16 protein-coding genes are annotated in these 18,770 nt (G+C 67.0%); 4 read left to right on the plus strand and 12 right to left on the minus strand.

Going from position 1 to position 18,770, the window contains the following annotated elements; all coding sequences use genetic code 11:
- Positions 1-13 precede the first annotated feature (13 nt).
- Together OXU32_14905 and OXU32_14910 are read right to left on the minus strand one after the other, a co-directional pair.
- Positions 14-829 (minus strand): hypothetical protein, encoded by an 816-nt coding sequence (locus tag OXU32_14905; GenBank protein MDE0075245.1) that lies wholly within the window; start codon positions 827-829, stop codon positions 14-16.
- Between the two features lie 190 nt (positions 830-1,019).
- Entirely contained in the window at positions 1,020-1,358 is a 339-nt protein-coding gene (locus OXU32_14910) for a HigA family addiction module antitoxin (GenBank protein MDE0075246.1), read from the minus strand.
- A gap of 27 nt (positions 1,359-1,385) precedes the next feature.
- On the opposite strand from OXU32_14910, the gene OXU32_14915 reads away from it, so the two are divergent.
- Positions 1,386-1,676: a type II toxin-antitoxin system RelE/ParE family toxin gene (locus tag OXU32_14915; protein ID MDE0075247.1), complete on the plus strand. Its 291-nt coding sequence runs from the start codon at positions 1,386-1,388 to the stop codon at positions 1,674-1,676.
- A gap of 109 nt (positions 1,677-1,785) precedes the next feature.
- On the opposite strand, the gene OXU32_14920 is transcribed toward OXU32_14915, so the two are convergent.
- The 8 genes from OXU32_14920 to OXU32_14955 form a co-directional block, all read right to left on the minus strand.
- A complete protein-coding gene (locus OXU32_14920) occupies positions 1,786-2,241 on the minus strand; it encodes a hypothetical protein (GenBank protein MDE0075248.1) in 456 nt (151 codons plus the stop codon).
- Between the two features lie 732 nt (positions 2,242-2,973).
- Positions 2,974-3,720 (minus strand): hypothetical protein, encoded by a 747-nt coding sequence (locus OXU32_14925; GenBank protein MDE0075249.1) that lies wholly within the window; start codon positions 3,718-3,720, stop codon positions 2,974-2,976.
- A 9-nt stretch (positions 3,721-3,729) separates the two neighbouring features.
- Positions 3,730-5,220, minus strand: a complete 1,491-nt coding sequence (locus OXU32_14930; GenBank protein ID MDE0075250.1) for a sodium:solute symporter family protein — start codon at positions 5,218-5,220, stop codon at positions 3,730-3,732.
- A 13-nt stretch (positions 5,221-5,233) separates the two neighbouring features.
- Entirely contained in the window at positions 5,234-5,467 is a 234-nt protein-coding gene (locus OXU32_14935) for a hypothetical protein (GenBank protein ID MDE0075251.1), read from the minus strand.
- 48 nt (positions 5,468-5,515) lie between these two features.
- The gene (locus OXU32_14940; GenBank protein ID MDE0075252.1) at positions 5,516-6,691 is read right to left on the minus strand and encodes a 6-bladed beta-propeller; all 1,176 of its coding nucleotides are present in this window, start codon (positions 6,689-6,691) and stop codon (positions 5,516-5,518) included.
- Between the two features lie 132 nt (positions 6,692-6,823).
- Positions 6,824-8,296: a hypothetical protein gene (locus OXU32_14945; GenBank protein ID MDE0075253.1), complete on the minus strand. Its 1,473-nt coding sequence runs from the start codon at positions 8,294-8,296 to the stop codon at positions 6,824-6,826.
- A 40-nt stretch (positions 8,297-8,336) separates the two neighbouring features.
- Positions 8,337-11,483, minus strand: coding sequence for a SusC/RagA family TonB-linked outer membrane protein (locus OXU32_14950; protein ID MDE0075254.1), 3,147 nt, complete (start codon positions 11,481-11,483; stop codon positions 8,337-8,339).
- Between the two features lie 305 nt (positions 11,484-11,788).
- Positions 11,789-12,499: a carboxypeptidase regulatory-like domain-containing protein gene (locus tag OXU32_14955; GenBank protein ID MDE0075255.1), complete on the minus strand. Its 711-nt coding sequence runs from the start codon at positions 12,497-12,499 to the stop codon at positions 11,789-11,791.
- Between the two features lie 147 nt (positions 12,500-12,646).
- Here OXU32_14955 and OXU32_14960 point away from each other — a divergent pair, with 147 nt between their 5' ends.
- Positions 12,647-13,063, plus strand: a complete 417-nt coding sequence (locus OXU32_14960; protein MDE0075256.1) for a hypothetical protein — start codon at positions 12,647-12,649, stop codon at positions 13,061-13,063.
- Positions 13,064-13,107: 44 nt separating this feature from the next.
- Here OXU32_14960 and OXU32_14965 read toward each other — a convergent pair whose 3' ends face one another.
- The gene (locus OXU32_14965) at positions 13,108-14,493 is read right to left on the minus strand and encodes a tetratricopeptide repeat protein (protein ID MDE0075257.1); all 1,386 of its coding nucleotides are present in this window, start codon (positions 14,491-14,493) and stop codon (positions 13,108-13,110) included.
- On the minus strand, positions 14,493-15,365 hold the full coding sequence (locus OXU32_14970; GenBank protein ID MDE0075258.1) for a TonB family protein: 873 nt from the start codon (positions 15,363-15,365) through the stop codon (positions 14,493-14,495). Before OXU32_14970 ends, OXU32_14965 begins: the two co-directional genes overlap by 1 nt.
- Before the next feature lie 78 nt (positions 15,366-15,443).
- Here OXU32_14970 and OXU32_14975 point away from each other — a divergent pair, with 78 nt between their 5' ends.
- Positions 15,444-16,220, plus strand: coding sequence for a matrixin family metalloprotease (locus OXU32_14975; protein ID MDE0075259.1), 777 nt, complete (start codon positions 15,444-15,446; stop codon positions 16,218-16,220).
- Positions 16,221-16,335: 115 nt separating this feature from the next.
- On the plus strand, positions 16,336-18,765 hold the full coding sequence (locus tag OXU32_14980) for a DUF1592 domain-containing protein (GenBank protein MDE0075260.1): 2,430 nt from the start codon (positions 16,336-16,338) through the stop codon (positions 18,763-18,765).
- Positions 18,766-18,770 lie beyond the last annotated feature (5 nt).

The following is an 18,770-nucleotide window of genomic DNA, read 5'->3' on the forward strand; positions in this document are numbered from 1 at the left end:
GGGAGGTTCGGGGCTATTCCTCTTCCGGGTCTTCCATCCCCGCCGGTTTACGAGTGATGGACTGCTTGAGTGCGTCCAGATTCGCGTTGACGACTGCCTTCACCAGTTCGAAGTCCGTCTCGTTCAATGGGATGGGGATTCTCAAGACAGCCTGACCGCCGCTCACAAGCGGGATGTTCAAGTCCCAGTCCTTCGTTGTCGAGGCATCCGTCGACGGCATCGGTCGGTCAATGGTCCTCGGGCTGCTCTCCGGCTCTTCGGCAAGGGCATCGGGTTCCGGTTCGCGCGGGTCTGATGCGTCGCTTTCGCCCGAAGGCGTGTCGCGAACGCCATCACCAAGCAGGCTGGCGAACTGCAACGTAGCCCGGAAGGTTGCGCTGAAGCTGTCGATCGCCTTCCGGTTGAACCCTCGGTTGGCCAGTTCCCAACGCATCGTGCTTTCCGAGGGGAGTTGACCGCCTTCCTTCCACTTCTCCCAGAGAGCCGCGTGGATCGTCGGAGCCAACGCTGCTTCCCGGCACGCTTCAATCCACCCTGGATCAGCGGGCGCCTTGAGCGCCAGCACCTTGCCGTTCTCGGACAGCCAAACTACCCGCTGATCTCCGCTACCCTTTTCTTCCAGGAGTTCGTAGTGTCGGAGGGCTGCCAGGATCCGTTGTCCGAGGCCACTCTTGGGGCGATATCCCCAGTGGTCCAGAACGGTTGCCGCTGGCACCTCATTGAAGTGCTCCTGCTCGTAGAGTGTCCTGGTGCGCTCAATGGCGTCTTCGAGTGCGATTGCTGGATGTTCCGGGCTTCGGGTCCGCGATGGCTTTGTCGTCTCTGGCATTCTCATGCACCTCCTGCAAGTAGATACGCAGGAAGTAATCTGGTATGCGATGCCCTTCTTGTCAACTGGTAGCAGTGACACTTGACAGCACAGCACTGATAGGCTAGGATAAAGTAGTCCTTATCTTGGAAACTCGACCGAACGTCCTCTCGTGTCTCGGAGACCGAAGACAAATGATCTTGATGAGAACCTACCGGATGCCAACCGGCGTTTCCTGGCGCTCGTCGGCTCGAACCGGCTCGATTCGGCCAACCGCGGATATTGTGGATTCTTCTCGCATCTGGTGCCAGAGATCCCATGCTAGTTGGCTGGTGAGCCAGAAGCCAGCGGACACCCCAAACAACTTCTCAAGTCGCAGCGCGGTATCCGGGGTAACCCCTCGCCGCTCGTTGATGACGGCGTTCAGCCGCTGGAATGAAATCCCGAGCGCTCGGGCAGCTCTCGTCTGCGTAAGCCCATGCGTGGCTATGACCCTCGTCACGTGCAGGCCAGGGTGGGTGGGAGGACGGTTCTTCGGCAATCGAATCATTGGGTGTTCCTTTGGAGGGTCGTTACCGTGATCGTCTCATTCGGCGACAAGGGCACGGAAGACATCTTCGACGGGCAGAATACCAAAGCTGCCCGAAAGGCGTGCCCTACCCATTTGTTCTCCGCGGCGATGGAAGTGTTGGACGCGCTCAACTACGCGATGAGCCTGCAAGATCTCAAAGGTCTTGGATACGGGCTGCATAAGCTGCACCGAGAGCGAGCAGGGCAGTGGGCGATCAAGATCAACAAGCAATACCGAGTCTGCTTCGTTTGGGCATCCGATGGTCCCAGGGAAGTGGAGATAACTGACTACCACTAGGATTCTGAGTTCTCTCGGGAGCAAGTATAACGTAGCCCGTGCTACGTGTCAACGACATCTTGGTGTCACGCCTCCGTTGCGCTGAGCCAGACGCTCTCAAACCAATTCGTCACGGGATCGGCGTCCCGAACTTCAGCCGCTGGATGTCGTACCAGTCGATTCCGCGGTCCGGGATCGCATCGGCATCGTCAGGTCCGACCGGACGCTCGACCAGCACGGCGAGCGTCGAGCCGAGCACGTCGAAGCCCACGCCCCGATGGCGCACGCGCACCGAGCCGGAAAACTCGGGTCCCGTGTACACGTCTAGGTAGGAGTAACGCTCGCGGTCGCGGTCGGTGAGGACCCAGAGCCGGTCCTGGTCGTCGACCCAGTAGTGTATGCCGTAGTACTTGGGTCTCCGTCGGTATTCTTCAACCTCGCAGGGCAGGCTGAGCAGCCTCGTGGCTGGCAATTCGCAGGCTTCCAGGTAGCGCTCCACATCTCTGCGGGTGGGGTACTCGAGCGTGTGCAGGGGAGGCTGTACCAGGATCCCGAACTCGTCGTCCGGGTCGGAGAGGTACAGCATTTGTCCGCGGCAAAGGGAGGCGAAGACGATGCCGCCGGACGGAAACCTTCGTGCGTTACCCAGGCTCCGACGGGTGCTTCCCGTGGAGAACACGAACGGGGGACAGTCGGCCGGCGCGACTATCGCGGTCGGGAAATACCGTTCCCAGAGGATCTCCCCTGTTGCGATATCGATTTCCAGGTGCCGCACATGCACGGAACGCGATGGACCATCGCTTTCAAGCTGGGAGCCCATCAACACCGAGTCTGCCGATCCCGAGAGCCTGATACTCCTTGGCACCGGCGCCTCGGAAACGAACCTTCCGGTAGGCTCGAATAGCGCGATCCAGTTGTATCCGATGACGGCGACGGTACCGTCAGGTCCGCGCGTGACCAGCCGGGGTCGGGTACGGAACTCCCCCGGACCTCCGCCTTGCCGTCCGAAGACATCCGCCTGTTCACCGTCACGATAGATGCAGTGAACCCTTGTTTCGTAGTCGTCAACGACGCACGCCGTGGCCTCGGTGGTGAGTGCCAGATACCCGTTAATGGAAAGAGGGGCTGGCGAAGACGTGAACGGCGTCAGAGGAATCGCAACCGCCTCCGGTCCCTCCGCAGAATCGCAGGACACTGCAGCGAGGGCGATCAGGGCCAGCGAAGCCTCCCTCCTGGGCGGCCAGTTTGGTGACCACCAGGAGAATGACCATGGCCAGGAGCTGATCGAGGAACCGGCGCAACTCACGTGTACCGCCTGCTATTGCGATGGCAGTTGCACGTACCGGGCGATCCGGTCCACCAGCGCTTCCGCCTCCGCGCGGCGCTTGCGTCCGGTCGATTTCATGACCTGGCGCATCGCCACGTACAGTGTGCCGGTGAGGGCGAAGGGAAAGGCCAGTGCGAAGAGAGCCGAGCCCAGCGCTCCCAGGCCCACTCCGAAACCGAGACCCATCCCGATTCCCATCCCGCCTCCGCCCACGACACCGCCGTAGAGCGCTCCCGCGTAACTCTGCAGGCGCTCTTCGGCCTGGATGCGCGTCTCGCCGTTGCGCGACGCCACGATCAACTGAAGGGAGCGAGTCTGGTAGTCCGAAGTTTCGGATCTCCACGTCAGGATGCGCCCGACCATCGATGTGTCGCCCGGTACATCGGTAGCCATCTGGATCTCCGTGACGATCTGCTCGTAGTCCTCGTCCCGCAGTTCGCCCGGGATGATCCGCTCGGCGCGAACCAGAAGCGGGGTGCCGGCCAGCGAGTCTCTGAGTCCCGTGGGCTCCGGGCCGTCGATGCGGGCCGCCGCCAACTGGATGTAGCGCGGCTCGATCCCCGCCTCCGCGGCCACCTCCTGCAGTGTGGCCAGCGTCATCCCGCGACCCTCCTGGCCACCGGGCCCACCGGCCTCGTTCGACCGCTGCAGCTCGGTGGCGTACTTCAGCAGACGGCCGACCTCCTTGTCGCTGTAGCGGCGGGGCGGACCTCGGCGCGGGGGGTCGTCCTGGGGCATGGCGATCTTCTACTGCTCCTCCCCGTACACGAACCGCTCCACCTCCCCGTGCACGCGCTTGACCGTCTTGGCGGACGGTCCTGCCGTGACGGCCGATACCGCAACGGCAACGACGAAGTTCGCGGCAAGGCCCCAGAGCCCGCCGTGGATGCCCATCGGGTTCGGATCGAGCAGGAGGGACCACCACAGGGTGGCCACGCCGGCGGCCAGCCCGGCCAGCACGCCCGCCTTGCTGAGCGAGCGGCCGCCCGGGAAGCAGATGCCGATGATGGCGGGAAGCAACTGGAGGGCGCCCGAGCCCGAGAGGTTGATGATGCTGACCAGCAGGGCGCCTTCCTGGAGCGACAGCCAGTAGGCCACCACCAGCAATGCCAGGACGATGGCCTGGCCGACGCGCACGTAGTGCTTCTGGCTGCGGTCCCGCACCAGGTAGCGCTGGTACACGTCCCGGGTCAGCACGGTCATGTTGGCGTGCAGGATGGAGTCCAGGGTGGACATGGCGGCCGCCGCCGCGCCGGCCAGGATCAGGCCGGTGAGCCAGGGGGGCGCGAAGGAGAAGAGCAGCTCCGGGAAGATGCGGTCCGCCTGGGCGAGGTCCGGGAGCACCAGGGCGCCCCCGAGGCCAACCAGAGCCGCCGGGATGTAGAGCGTCATCAGGTAGATGGGGGTTGTCGCGCCCAGCAGCTTGAGCGTCCTCCCGTCCACCGCCGTGTAGTAGCGGATCATCATGTGCGGCTGCAGCACGATGCCGAAGGACAGCGTGATGACCATCCCCACCCAGATGCCCGGCGTGAACAGCCCTTCCGGGCCGGGAAGCGTGAGCAGCTCGGGACGCTGCTCCGCCACCGCCCGCCAGAGCTCGACCGGCCCCCCGAACAGCTCGAAGGAGAGCACCAGCGCCCCCGCCCACACCGCGACGTACATCCACACGCCCTGCATGACGTCGGTCCAGTAGACCGCCCGCAGCCCGCCGATCGCCAGGTGCACCGCGGCCACCGCGAGCATCACGAACACGCCGACCTCGAACGAGATGCGCCCGTCCGAGGCGACCTCCACGATGTAGCCCAGCGCGAGGGCCTGCACCTGGATGTAGAGGATGGTGAAGAGGACCGAGAACAGCGCGATCGCCACCCGAACCGCCTCGGATTCGTAGAAGTCGGCCAGCATGTCCGCCGGGGTGATGTAGCCGAACGTCTTCCCCAGCGCCCAGATGCGGGTGCCGATGACGTAGGTGATGGCGCCGACCAGCACGGTCCACGCCCCGGCCGCCCAGAAGCCGATGCCGTGGGTGTAGAAGAACCCGCCCGAACCCAGGAACGCGAAGGCCGAGTGGAAGGTGGCCACCACCGTCAGGTATAGAACCACAAACCCCGTGCGCCGGCCGGCCAGGAGGAAGTCCTCCATGTCCACCGACATGTGCCGGTTGGCCACCACGGCCACCCCGAGCGTTATCAGCAGGTAGATGAAGATCAGGCTGGTGGCGACGACCCAGGTTTCCATCAGGGAGCCACCTCTACAAACCCCGCCGGTAGGCCCAGATCAGCACGCCGATGAGCACCGAGTAGACCACGAAGAGCGCGACGTACAGGAACGGCAGCCCGAGGAAGGTCGGCTCGATCCGGTTCAGCACCCTGTGCGTCACCGGCGGCATGGCGAGCATGAACAGCAGGACGAACGCAACCACCGCGATGCGCCCGTCGCGGGTGCGCGGCCAGAGATGGCTACGGGGAGGATCGGGTCGGGACATGGCCGGGAAAGATGCCCGGGGCAGCGGCTGCGGGCAAGCGCCCGCCCCTCAGTTCAGCAGCATCGGCTGCCCCAGCAGCCTGGCCGGGTCGGCCCCCGGCCTGGGCACGAACTTCTGCACGTGCCCGCCGTTGTAGGAGGCGACGTACAGGTTGCCCTCCTGATCGACCGCCGCCTGGTGGGGCAGCACCAGCCCGCCCGGCCACGGCGGCCGCCCGATCGCGCCCGCCTCGCCGTACGCTCCCCAGGTGTCCTGCAGCCGCCCGTCGCGGTCGTACTTGAGCAGCCGGTTGAGGGTCGCGTCCAGCACCCACACGGCATGGCTCTCGTCGATGTAGATGTTCACCGGGTCGAAGATATCGGGCCATTCCTCGATGAACTCGCCGTCCTCGGTAAACACCTGAATCCGGCTGTTGCGGCGATCCGCCACATAGACGCGCCGGTCCGCGTCCACCGCGATGCTGTGCAGCAGGTCGAACTCCCCGGGCCCGTCGCCGGGCGTGCCCCACTCCATCAGGTACTCGCCCTCGGCGCTGAACTTGACCACCCGGGTCTTCCAGTAGCCGTCCGCCACGTAGAAGCTCCCGTCCGGCAGGAAGGCGATGTCGGCCTGGCGCCCGAACACGTACGGCTCGTCGTTGGCGCGCGCCTCCACCATGGTCGTGGGATAGTTCGCCTGCCCGATCTCCATCACCAGCTCGCTGCCGTCGTTGGTAAACTTGAAGATCTGCATGCGCCGGTTGTCGATGACCCAGACGTGCCGCTCCGGGTCGTAGGGACTGATGTAGACCGTGTGCGGCTCGCGCATGATCGAGTCCCACTGGCTCCAGTTCTCGATGATGTTGCCGTTGCGGTCGACCACCACGATGAAGTTGCCGGGGCGCGCCTGCTCGGCCCACGGGCGGTCGTCGTCGAAGTCCACCGGGAGGTCGCCCCGGGTCACCACGATGATGCGGTCGGGGTTGTCCACCGCCACGCCCGCGACACGTCCCCAGGTCCAGTCCTCGTCGTGGCTGGCGGCGGCCTTCCACCACCCCTCCACCACCTCGTAGTGGCCGGTGCGGTCGTCGCCCCCCTTCGGGCCGGCGGCGTCATCCGTCGCGGGCGATGCCTCAGGGACGGGCCCGCAGCCGGTGAGGGCCGCCAGGAGCGCGACCGGTGTCCACCAGTACGGCGAGACGGCCACCCGCGCGCGGTCCCGGGTCCTCGACGAGTCGATTCTCATGACGTCCTCCTCAGGGCGGGATGCTTCTTCGGGGCCGAGTCCGCTGACGCGCCGGCAAGGAACGAGCCGACCCCGGAGCCGGCAAGCCCCGGGGTCGGTGCGTCACAAACCCGCGTCCGGCGTCGAACCAGTCTAGAAGCCGACGGGCCGCGTGGCCGGATCGCAGAGCGTTGCACGATCGGCGATGGTCGTGTTCTCGTTCAGGTGATACTCGTTGTCGGGCATGAGGAAGCGAACCCCGCCCTGCAGCTGGTGGCCGCCGCGCAGAGTGGCGCCCACATCCCGCGGGAACCAGAGCAGATCCGGGTTCTGGAGCTTGGTCATGAAGTAGCGGGCCTCGAGGAAGAGTGCCCGGCGCCGCTCCTCGATGATCATGTAGCGGATCTCCTCGGCATCGCCCGGATTCGCGTAGGTCACCAGCGGCAGCCCGTCGGCGGCCCGGAGCTCGTTGACCAGGTCGATCGCCCGTTGGCCGCCCTCGACCTCCGCGCGAATCAGCACCATCTCCTTCCAGTTGACCAGGGGAATGTCGGCGCCCTCCGCGTCGTACCTGGCGTTGACGAAGGACTCCACCCCGACCCCCTGGATCTCCGCCTCCATGTGCTGCACGCGCGAGTCGGGCACGGCGGCGTCCTCGTCCATCATGCGATGGTCGCCCGCCGTGCGGATCGGAATGCCGTCCGCCCGGATCGCCCGCCCGTCGGGCAGGATCCCCAGGTTCAGGTAGCCGGTGAAGGGAATGACATCTGGCCACGGGGCACCGGTCACCGGGTTGGGCGGTCCCTCCCACCAGTCGATGACGTCGTACAGCTCACCGTAGTGAATGAAGGTGCCGGCGTAGTAGGGCTTGTTGCGGCGCACCGGGTCTCCCGGATCCCGGGTGACGTAAGCGACGAACCCCTGTGGCACCTGCTGGGCATCGGCCAGCGCACCCGAGCCGTCGCCGGCCATCCAGCGCGCCTGCGCACGCAGCCCGTACGCCATGGCCTGGGCGCTCGAGGCGATATCGAAAGGCATCTCGAAGTCTCCGGAACTCCCGATCTCGCCGAGAGCCCGCGTGAGCCGGTCCTCGGCCATGCCCAGGGTCTCCGCAGGCGTCATCAGCGGTCCCCCGTCGATGGACACTTCGCACATCGTTGAGCCCATCAGGTTGAAGACGGCCCCCTCGTATAGGGAAGCGATCGCCAGAAACCGGGCCCGATTGGACACCTGATCGGCAGTCCACTCGTTCTCGAGCTTGTCGTGCAGTCCGGCGGCGAAGCTGCGCGCGGTCATGAAGTCGAGGAACCGGAATTGGTAGTTGTACTGGAAGTGTCCGCAGTCGGTGCCGCCGCTGCAGAGATAGACTTCACCGCCGTCCTCGCGGCCGTGAATCTCCCATACGTAGTCGTTGTAGGTGTTCTGAAAGTGGGTGATGATGGTGTTGACCTGGGTCTGGGCCCCGGCCGGATCCACCAGCGCCTCGTCCGTGAGCTGGGCGGGCAGGTCGACCTCCAGCACATCGCTGCAGGCGCCGAGCACCGCAAGCGAGAAGCCCGTCACCAGCACGGCGAGCGCTTGCCGCATCCAATGCGCGGTACGCGCGTATTCAGGAAAGCTGTTCATATGCATCTATCCTCCGACGGTATTTCGTTCCCGGACAACATCAGAAGGTGACCCGCATCTCGAGGTGCATGCTCGTAAGCGGCGCCATGAGCCTGTGGTTCGCGCTCCCGAAATCGGACGTGCCCATTTCGGGGTCGAGAACCGGGAGACCGGGATTCCCGGCCTGCGTGCCGAGGAAGTTGCCCACCTCCTTCTGGCGCTGCCAGATGGTCCACAGTTCGCGGCCCGAGAAGGACAGCGACGCGCGATCCGCCCCTATGCGATTGGCCATCGCCTGGGTGAAGTTGTAGCGGACCCCGACCTCGCGGAGCTTCCAGAAGTCGGCGTCGAAGTAGCCCCAGGTTGCCTGGGAGCGATACCGGTCACCCGCGACCCAGACCGGGTCGCACTCGCAGCGGGAGTCGTAGCTGTTGTTGTAGCGGTGCCCCCACTCCTGCGCGCCGTCCAGCCCCACCTTGCCGTAGCCGCCGTCGGCCAGCAGGTGGATGGAGACGGCGTTGTCGAGGAGGCTGATGCTCGGGTTGACGGAGAACCTGTACGGGAAGAAGGCCGGTCCGGCCATGATGTTGTACCCGGCGTCCGCGCAGGGAATCAGGGGTCCCCCGAGGATCACGCCGTATTGATCGGTCGGCCCGGTGCCGGAGGGAACCGTGGCCGGAGTGCCATCCGGACCGATGATGACGCCCGCGTCGCACATGGCGCTGACGTTCTCGCCGTAGGCGTTCCGGACCGGACCGTTGGGGTCGAACTGAGCCGACATCACGTAGTATCTGGGCTCGGAGTAGTTCGGGTACGGCAGCCCGATCCGGATCTCGCGGGTGCCCGCGAACGATCCCAGGTCCTTGATCCGGTTCATGACGTAGGACCCGTTCAGTCCCAGGTTGACGGAGATGCCCGACCCCTCGTAGAGCCGGGTGTTGACCGAAGCCTCCCATCCCCAGTTGTCGATGCGGCCCAGATTGCGCTGGGTGACTCCGCCGAAGCCAAGGCTGGGCGGAAGGGCCACGGCCAGGAGCGCATCCTCGTTCTTCTGGTCGAAGTAGGTGAACTCGGCGGATACCCGGTCGTCCAGCAGCGCGACGTCGAACCCGACCTCGAGCTCCGTGCTGCGTTCGGGACCCACGGCCGGGTTGCCCGGATTCGACGGATCGAGAGCCGTCGTTCCGCCGGCCCCGGGGATGACGCTGTACTGGTTGGTTCCGGCAAAGGCGTCCGGCTGCCGGCCGGCCTGGCCCCACGCGCCCCGCAGGCGGAACGAGTTGACCATGTCGAAGTTCCAGAAGCTCTCTTCGGACATGACCCAGGTGGCCGAGACCTTGGGATAGGTCTCGGGCTCGAGCTCGGCGCCGAACGCCGAGTTGTCGTCGAAGCGCACCGCGCCGGTAAGGAACAGCCGGTCGTTGTAGCTGAACTCCTCCTGCACGTAGAAGCCGATGGACTTGTTCTCGATGTAGTCGAAGTTGAGATCGGCGCTCGCAGGCGGAGTCTGGTTGACGGTGCGCGAGAAGGGAGACGCGAATCCCCGTCCGGTGGTGCCGAGCATGGAGAGGCGCTCGAAGTAGTACTGCGCACCCACGGAGGTCGCGGTTCCCCAGGAGTCGGTCAGCGGCACCCGGGCGGTGGCGGACCAGTCCGCCGTGAAGTTGGTGGTGACCGGCCGCTCAAGAACGACCAGCCCGGAGGCGGTCTCCTCGTACACCGGCGACAGCTGCACCTCGAGGGGCCAGAGCACGTTGTTCTCGTCCCAGCCCTTGTCCAGGCCGACCACGACCCGCGACGAGAGCCAGTCGCCGGTGGTGAAGTTGAGCGTGCCGCTTCCGGTGAAGCGGCTGAACTCGCGCGTCGCCTCGAGCTTGGCCACGTCCGAGGGGAGGTGCTCCTGGAACCCCATCAGCCGCGCGCATGCGTTGCGCCCGTTGATGCGCGGATAGCAGAAGCCGTTGCCCCACGCCAGGTCCTCCCAGATGCCGCCGTCCCCGTCCGCGGGCGACAGGAACCTCGTCTTGCCGTCCACATATCCGGTGGAGACGTCGAGCGAAAAGTTCTCGGAGAAGACGACGCCGACGTTGGCGCGCAGGCGCAACGCCTTGTTCCAGTTGTAGTAGGTGATTCCTTCGTCGTTGTCGTAGTTCCCGGAGAGGAAGTAGCGGTAGTTCTGGGTGCCGCCGCGCACACCCAGGTTGTAGCTCTGGCTGAGACCTCTCTGGAACAGCTCGTCCTGCGGCCACGGGAAGGCTCCCTGGTCGATCAGGACGTTCGACTCCTCGTAGGCGTTGTAGGGCACCAGCCCGTCGCCCTCGCGGCAGGGCGGGTCGAAGCTGTTCTGGCACGTCCACTTGGTGCCGATGCGCGCCGCCGGATTGCGCAGGTAGTTGGTGCCCATGCGCACCGAGGCGTCGAACTGCGCCTCGCCCTCGGCGCCGCGCTTGGTGATGATCTGAATCACCCCGGCGGACGCTTCGGTGCCGTACAGCGTGGCGGCCGCGGGTCCCTTGATGATCTCGATGCTCTCGATGTCCTGGGGATTGAAGTCGTTGAGAACGTTGACCTCCCGCTCGTTGCCCAGATCGGGTCCGGCCTGCGAGTTGTTGTTCACGCGCACGCCGTCGACGTAGATGAGGGGATTGGAGCCCAGATTGAAGCTCCCGGTGCCCCGGACCTCGATCGCCGACCCGGTCCCGACGTTCCCGCCGGCCCTGGCGAACTGCACGCCGGGGGTCCGGGCGGTCAGCAGGTCCTGCATGTTGAGCACCGCCACCTCCTGGGTGACCTGCGCAGCCTCCAGCGTGGCCACCGCGTTGCCGATCGCGCGCCGCTGGGTACCGCCGGGCGTCCCCGTCACGATGATCTCGTCGAGCCCGAGCGCCTCCTCGGTGAGCTGGAAGTCCAGCAGCGTGGTCTCGTCGGCCGTGACTGTCACCTCGATGGTCGAGGACGTATAGCCGATGCGCTGGGCTGTGACCGAGTGGGTGCCGGCGGGCACGCCCGCCAGGAGATAGCGCCCGTTCTGCTGCGTGAGGGCGCCGATGCTGGGTTCGGCGATGAAGACCTGGACCGCGGCCAGGGGCTCGCCGGTCTGCCGGTCGGTTACCGTTCCCGTCAGGGTCGCCTGCTGCGCCTGCACGCCCGGCACAAGCACGAGGAAGGCCGCCGCGGGCAGGGAAAGAAGACAAAGTCGTCGAAGCATGGCTCCTCCAGGGTGAGGGATGGTTGGGGCGCCACGGCGAGATGGGACCCGGGGCGGCGCCAGGCGGGGACGGAGCAAAAGGAGAGCACTCCGGGAGGTGGGTCACACGGGACACGCTGCGGGCGAACGGAAGGCAGCGCTTACCAGCCCCGGCGACGCCGGCAGCGGAATTCCTCCGGCAGTCCGCGAATCTCGATCGGGAAAGCTGATCGCCCGCTTGACTGATACGGGGCGGGGTTCCGCGTGTCAAACGGCGCGGTAGTACGGGGTTACGCTCGGCGGTCCGGCCAATCCCGCGCGCGAACTCAGCCCGGACCCGATCGAGTCTCGATATGGATGGAGCCGTCCGCGGATCCCTGAAGGAATGCCGAGGCCGCCCCGCGCAGCACCCGGATGTTGCGTACATCGCGCGCCGGAATCTGGCTCAGCACCTCCATGGCGGGGCCGAAGGTTCCGATCCGGACCCCGTCGAGGAACACCGCCGGTTCGCCGCCGAGCCCGAAGGTCCCGGTCCCGCGCAGGCGCACCGGGTTCGTGTTCAGGCCCAGATTCCCGGAGTTCGGGTTCATGTCCAGGACCTTGCGGGCCACGAGTTCGGCGGCGGTCCTGGCTTCGCCCGTGGCGGCCGGCGGGGTCGCGAGCTCTCCCAGGATGACATCGGTCCTGGGCATCATGACCTGCATGTAGAGCACGACGTCGCGCGCCACCTCCACCTGCTCCACCACCACCGGGTATCCCGGCGCCTCGATGCGCACGGCCAGGGCGCCGAGCGGCACGCCCTCGAACGAGAAGGTGCCGTCCCCGCCGGTAACCGCCTCAAGCCCGGTGCCGACCACCGTCACCCTGGCCGAGTCGATGAGAGACAGCGTGGCCTGATCTGCGACAACGCCGTGGAGCGGTCTCTGGGCCAGGACCGACGCCGGCCCGAGGACGACGGCGGGGATGAGGGCCAGAAGGCCGACCCTCGCGCGCACGGCGGACAGGAACTCGCTTGGCAGGCCGGAAAGCAGATTCATCGGACCTCCATCGGTCCAGGTGGCCTATCACTACAGGTGAGTATACGCGCATCGGGAGGTTCACGCCCGGTGCCGGGCCCCGAGGTGAGACGGGCCGTGGGCTGGTGACCCCGCGGCCGCAGGGAACGAAAGGAGTTGGGTACGCCGATGCCGCGAGGCGCCCGCAACATGTGGTCTCCGCCGGCAAACCGGCTGAGCTTGCTACCGGTGACGTTGCTGGTGGCCGCGCTGGCCGCCTGCACTTCGACGCGGGGTGAGCCGCGGCCTCCCGGCCGTGTCGAGGGAATCTCCCTGGAGGTCAACAACCAGAGCCGCAACGCCGTGACCATCTACGTGTGGAGCGACACCTACCAGAACCGCCTGGGGATGGTCGAGGCGCTCAACCGCGACACCTTCAACTTCCGATGGAACCTGGCAGGGCGCGTGTACTTCCTCATGGACTTTCTCGCCCAGGGATGCGTGCTCTCGGAGCCCATCGACGTCATCGACGGAGACGAGCTCATTCTCACCGTCCAGCCCATCGACCACCGGCGCGCCTCCCGCGCGGCCTGCAGCAGGCCGTAGATCGCCGGTCCGGACGGCGTGAGCCGCCGCCGCGCGATGCGTCTCTACGGCGTACCCGCCCCTACGAGCTCGTACCGATAGCCTAGCGCGCGACCCTCGATGGAGACCCGGAAGTCCGCGCTGGCGCCCGGCGCCGGAGCGGCGGCCTCCAGGAACCTCTCTCCCAGCACTCCGGCGTTGTCGTAGAAGACGAAACGCAGCCTTAGCGGCGCGCCCTCCGGCAGCGCGTTCCCCACGATGCGTCCCTGAACCAGCGTCCCCTCGTCGGTCACGCGCAGCCTCAGGCCGTCGAGGTGGACGGGCAGGCCGTCGGAACGCGCCACCCCGGCGCGCGCGCCGGCTTCGTCTCCGGTCTCCAGCCGGGCCCGCGCCGTGATGAGATGCGCCGCCTCGCTCAGCGGATCGACCGCCAGCAGCCGGTCGCCGGCGTCGGCGAGCGCCGCCCACGCCTCGTCCGCGAACAGCGCGTTGGCGTAATTGAACCACGCGTCCCGCGAGTCGGGCTGCCTTTCCGTGAGGAGCTCGAACGCGCGGGCGGCCTGCTCGTAGCGCGATGAGCGAAAGAGCGTGATCCCCAGGTTGAACAGGTCGGCCGCGGCCAGCGACTCGTCGGTGAGGAGCGAAGCGTAGAGTTCGGCGGCTTCGTCCACGCGCCCGAGTTCCACCAGCGTCCTCGCGAGATCGCTGCGCACCCGGATGCTCCCGGGATCCCGGGCAAGCTGCTCCCGGAGCAGCGGTTCGACGTCGGCGAAGCGGCCGGTGGCGAGGAGGAGCTGCACCAGCCGACTCTCGGTGTCGGCGCGGAGTTCGGCGCGCAAGCGCAACTCGTCCTCCTCGAGCACGCGGGTCGCAGGACGTCTCTCCAGGCCGCGCAGCGCATCCTGATACACGCGGATGGCTTCGTCCCCGCGCTCCAGCTCCACCAGCAGGCTGGCCAGGTTTCGATGCGCCGCGGGCTGCAGGTCGTAGATCTCCGTGGCCCGGAGCCAGTGCTGGGCAGCCGCATCCGTCTCGCCCCTCGCGTAGGCCTCCAGGCCCGCGTTGAAGGCCCTGGCCCAGGCGGCCTCGCGCTCCGGCTCGATTTCCAGTTCGTACGCGGGATAGATGCGTTCGGCCTCCACGAACCAGCGGTCGGCGTCGCGGTATTCCCCGAGCCTGGTCCCCGCTACGCCGGCGAGGAAGTAGTGGATGGAGTTGCCCGGATCGGCTTCGATGCCCTCCAGTGCCTGCGCGAGCGCGGCCTCCTCCTCCCCGTTGATGTTGAGGTAGAGGGTCGCGGTCTGGGAAAACCGGGTCTCGGCGGGCGGTACTCCCGGAGGGTAGACGATCCCGGTGGCCGACCGTAACGGACCCGAGGGCCCCCGGCCGACGGCGCACCCCAGGAACAGCATCCCCGCCAGCAGGGCACCAGCCGCGGGGCTCGGTCGCATCAGGTCCAAGGGAAGGGGATGCTGAAGACGGCGGAGCGCGCCACCGAGACGCCCTGCTCGCGCGCGGGCCGGAACGAGATCACTTCGTTGACGAGTTCCAGCGCGATTTCGTCAACGCGCAGGTCGCCGCTTGACTCCATGATCTCGGACCACTCGACCGACCCGGTGCGGTCGATCCAGAGGGTGACGCGCACGGTCATGAAGTCCTCCTCGGCCAGGCCTTCCTGCGCCGCGGAACGGCGCATGAACTCCATGACCTCGTCCGGATTGCGCACCAGCACCCAGGCCGACAGCGAGGTCAGCGAGAGTTCGGGCTCGAGCACGGAGAGCCGGTCGAGATCGAGCTCATCGGGATCCGGCAGCGATTCCAGCGATGCCGTGGAGGCGTTGCCTCCAATCGAAAGCGCGTCTTCGGCGGGAGCCTCCTCGCCCCCGGAAGCCGCGGGGGCCTCCGGCTCCGAGGCGTCCAGCTCCGGTTCGACGACAACCGGCCGGGGCGCCGCACGCCCACGCAGGCGGTCGAGGAAACTGCCACCGCGACCCTCGCCGCCACCATTCGCGAACTCGGCGGGGTCGGAATCCTCCTGCCCTGCCTCCGCTTCGACTTCTCCGGCGGAAGCGGAATCCTCACCCGCGCCCGCAACGGCCGCGAAGGCGATGGCCTCAAGGCCGGGCATGGGTCCGGGAGGCTGGAGGAGGATCCACTCCGTGCCCCGGGCGCCGAAGAGGGGCTCCGGCGACAGATCCCTGAGCCTCCATCCCGGGAAGAACGCGAAGCCCGCCATATGGACGAACACGGCCACCACGATCGACCAGGCCAGCCGATCGCCCCACTTTGCCTTGAAGCGGTCGTTGGCGGTGGGAGCGAACATGGGTCACACTAGGGAGGGAAGTGCGGAACGGACAAGCCCGATCCGCGTCATCCGGAGACCGCGCCGGAACGGAACCGCATGAAGATTCCCCTGCCCTGGCTGGCGGCGATCCTGACCGTGTGCGCCTTCATGTTCTGGTTGTCTGCGACTCGGCCGGAGCCCGTGGGGGACACCCTCCCGGCTCCGCTTCCGGCCGAACCGGACCAGGTCCAACCGGACCAGGTCGAACTCCCGACCGAGGGGTCGTCGATGCCGTGCCAGGTCCCCCTCCGATGGCGAATCGCGCGGCTGGACGAGGAGTTCGGGCTGGACGCCCTGACCGTAGCAACCGTGGTGAGCGAGGCTGCCGCACTCTGGGAAACGGCGGTCGGCCGGTCGCTCTTCGTGCACGATCCGGAGACCGGGATGCCCGTCCGCCTGGTTTATGACCAGCGCCAGGCGCGCACCGACGACCGCAGGCGGCTGGAGGCGGAGCTGGAGCGCTCGCGCGAGTCCCTGGAGCCCGCCGACTTCGAGGTTCGTGCCCGTGAACTCGCGGAACTCCTGCCTCCCGATACCGCGGAGGCGGCGGTCTACCGCGAGGCGGTTGTCCGCGACGGTCCGGGCGAGGCCGCCGTGAGCCGCGAGATCCGCATCTACCGCTTCGCCGATCTGGACGATCTTCGACGGGTCACGGCACACGAACTGGGTCACGCCCTGGGCCTTGGACACGTGCCGGACGCGGGGTCGCTGATGTGGGGCGGACCCGCACCCGAGGGCGACGGCCACACGGGCCCGGACGTGAGCCCCGCCGACCTCGATGGGCTGCGCGCGCTGTGCCCCGGATTGTCGGGCGAGCCCGACGGCACAAGCTGATCCAACAAACTGATCCACAACTCTTTGCGACTACCGCTTGTCCATCCTATACTGAAGGCTGGTGCGGAGTGTCTCGTCGCGACGAGGCGGGTCCCCTACGATTCAGGCGGAGGCAATGAGGACACTCGTCATCGGAACGTCTCTGGGTGTGGCGCTGGCGCTGCTCGGCGATCCCCACCCCCTTCCCCGCGCGGAATCCCCACCCGATCCGGCGCGGGCCCCGTCTGCAACGCACGCGCCATCGATCGAGTCTCCTGTGCTCACGCGCGTGGTGACGCAGTATTGCCAGGTCTGCCACAACGACGCGCTGCTCACAGGCAACGTCTCGTTTCAGGGGTTCGAGGTGGAACGTGCTCCGGAGGAGGCAGAGACTGCGGAACGCATGATCCGCAAGCTGCGCGCGGGCATGATGCCCCCGCCCGGGATGCCGCGTCCGTCGGGCGACACCCTCCAGGTGCTGGTCGAAACCCTGGAGGAACTGGTCGACGAGGCCGCGGCCTTCCGCCCCAATCCCGGATCCCGCCGCTTCCAGCGGCTGAGCCGCGCGGAGTACGAGCGTGTCATCCACGACATGCTGGACCTCGAGATCGACGCCGGCCGCTGGCTCCCCGCCGACGTGCTGCTCGGCAGCTTCGACAACCTGTCCGCGGCCCAGGGCCTGTCGACGACCCTGCTGGCCTCGTACATGCGCGCCGCGACCGAGGTAAGCCGCCTCGCCGTGGGCAACCCCGATGCGGTTTCGTCCTCGTCGAAGTACACCAACCCCATCGAGGTCTCGCAGCACGCGTGGGATCACATCGAGGGAACCCCGTTCGGCACCCGCGGCGGGATGGTGGTCACCCACGACTTCCCCGCCGACGGCGAATACGTCCTGACGGTGGAGACGCTGTTCGGACAGGGCACCGGCTTCGAGGACCTCGACATCTCGATCGACGGCGAGGGCGTGGCGGTCATACCGATCCCGCACAACGGCGAGCGCGGCGTGCCGCTCGGCACCGATCCCATCTTCGTGCGCGCGGGCCAGCGCCAGGTGGCGGCAGCCTTCGTGCGGCGCATGGACGGTCCCTACGACGACCGCTTCAGCCCCTTCGACTGGTCGTTCGTGGGCGGTGAGGACGCCCAGCAGTGGGCCAACTACGGCATCACGGCGCTCCCGCACCTCTCCAACCTGATGATCACCGGGCCCACCACCGTGACCGGGGTGTCCGACACGCCGACCCGGGACAGGGTCTTTTCGTGCCGTCCGTCGTCCGCGGCGGATGAGCGTCCGTGCGCGGAGTCCATCGTCGCGAGACTCGCGGAACAGGCCTATCGCCGCCCCGTCACCAACGAGGACATGGTGGGGCTGATGGCGTTCTACGACCAGGGATCCGACGACGGCGGGTTCGAGATCGGCGTGCGCACCGCGCTTCAGGCACTGCTCGCGAGCCCCTCGTTCGTGTTCCGACTGGAACGCGAGCCATCCGGCGCCGGCGAGGGCGAGAACTACTACCTGAGCGACCTGGACCTGGCCTCCCGGCTCTCCTTCCTGATCTGGGCTTCGGCACCGGACCAGGAGCTGCTTGATGTCGCGGCGGGCGGACGGCTCTCCGACGACGCCGTGCTCGAAGCGCAGGTGCGGCGCATGCTCGCCGATCCCCGCTCCGAGGCGCTGGGAACGCGCTTCGCGCATCAGTGGCTGCGCCTGCAGGACGCCGCCAAGAACAACCCGGAGCCCTACCTGTACCCGGATTTCACGGGTCAGCTGAGCGACGATCTGGTGCGGGAGACCGAACTCTTCTTCAACCATCTCGTGCAGGAAGACCGCAACTTCCTGGAGTTCTTCAGCGCCGACTACACGTTTCTCAACGAACGCGTGGCCCGGCACTACGGGATCGAAGGCGTCACCGGAAGCGACTTCCGCCTGGTCACCTATCCCGACGACAAGCGCCGCGGCATCCTCGGCCACGGAAGCGTGCTTCTGCTGACCTCGATGTCGGCCCGCACCTCTCCGGTTCTGCGCGGGAAGTGGGTCATGGAGGTCCTGATGGGCACGCCTCCGCCGCATCCTCCGCCCAACGTTCCCGCCTTCGACCAGACCGAGGGAACGGCGGACGGCCGCCGCCTCACCACCCGCGAGCGGATGGAGCGGCATCGCGCCAACCCGACCTGCAACGCCTGCCACCGCTTCATGGATCCCATTGGTCTCGCGCTCGACAACTACGACGTGACCGGCCGCTGGCGCATCCGCGAGAACATGGTGGCGCTGGACACGCGCGGCGACTTCTACGACGGAACCCCCATCACCACGCCGGTGGAACTGACCGAGGTCATCCTCAAGCGTCCGGTCCCGCTCGTGCGCAACTTCACGGCGCATCTGATGGCGTACGCGATCGGCCGCCCCGTGGAGTACTTCGATCAGCCGACCATTCGAGCCATCGCGAACCACGCGGAGGCCGAGGGATACAGAATGTCCGCCTTCGTTCTGGGGGTCGTGAAGAGCGATCCGTTCCGGATGAGACGAACCGAGGCGACCGCAGACACCGAAGCCAACCAGGGAGTGTAAGCGAC

The sequence above is a fragment of the Gammaproteobacteria bacterium genome, assembly GCA_028819075.1.
Lineage (GTDB): Bacteria > Gemmatimonadota > Gemmatimonadetes > Longimicrobiales > Gaopeijiaceae > BD2-11.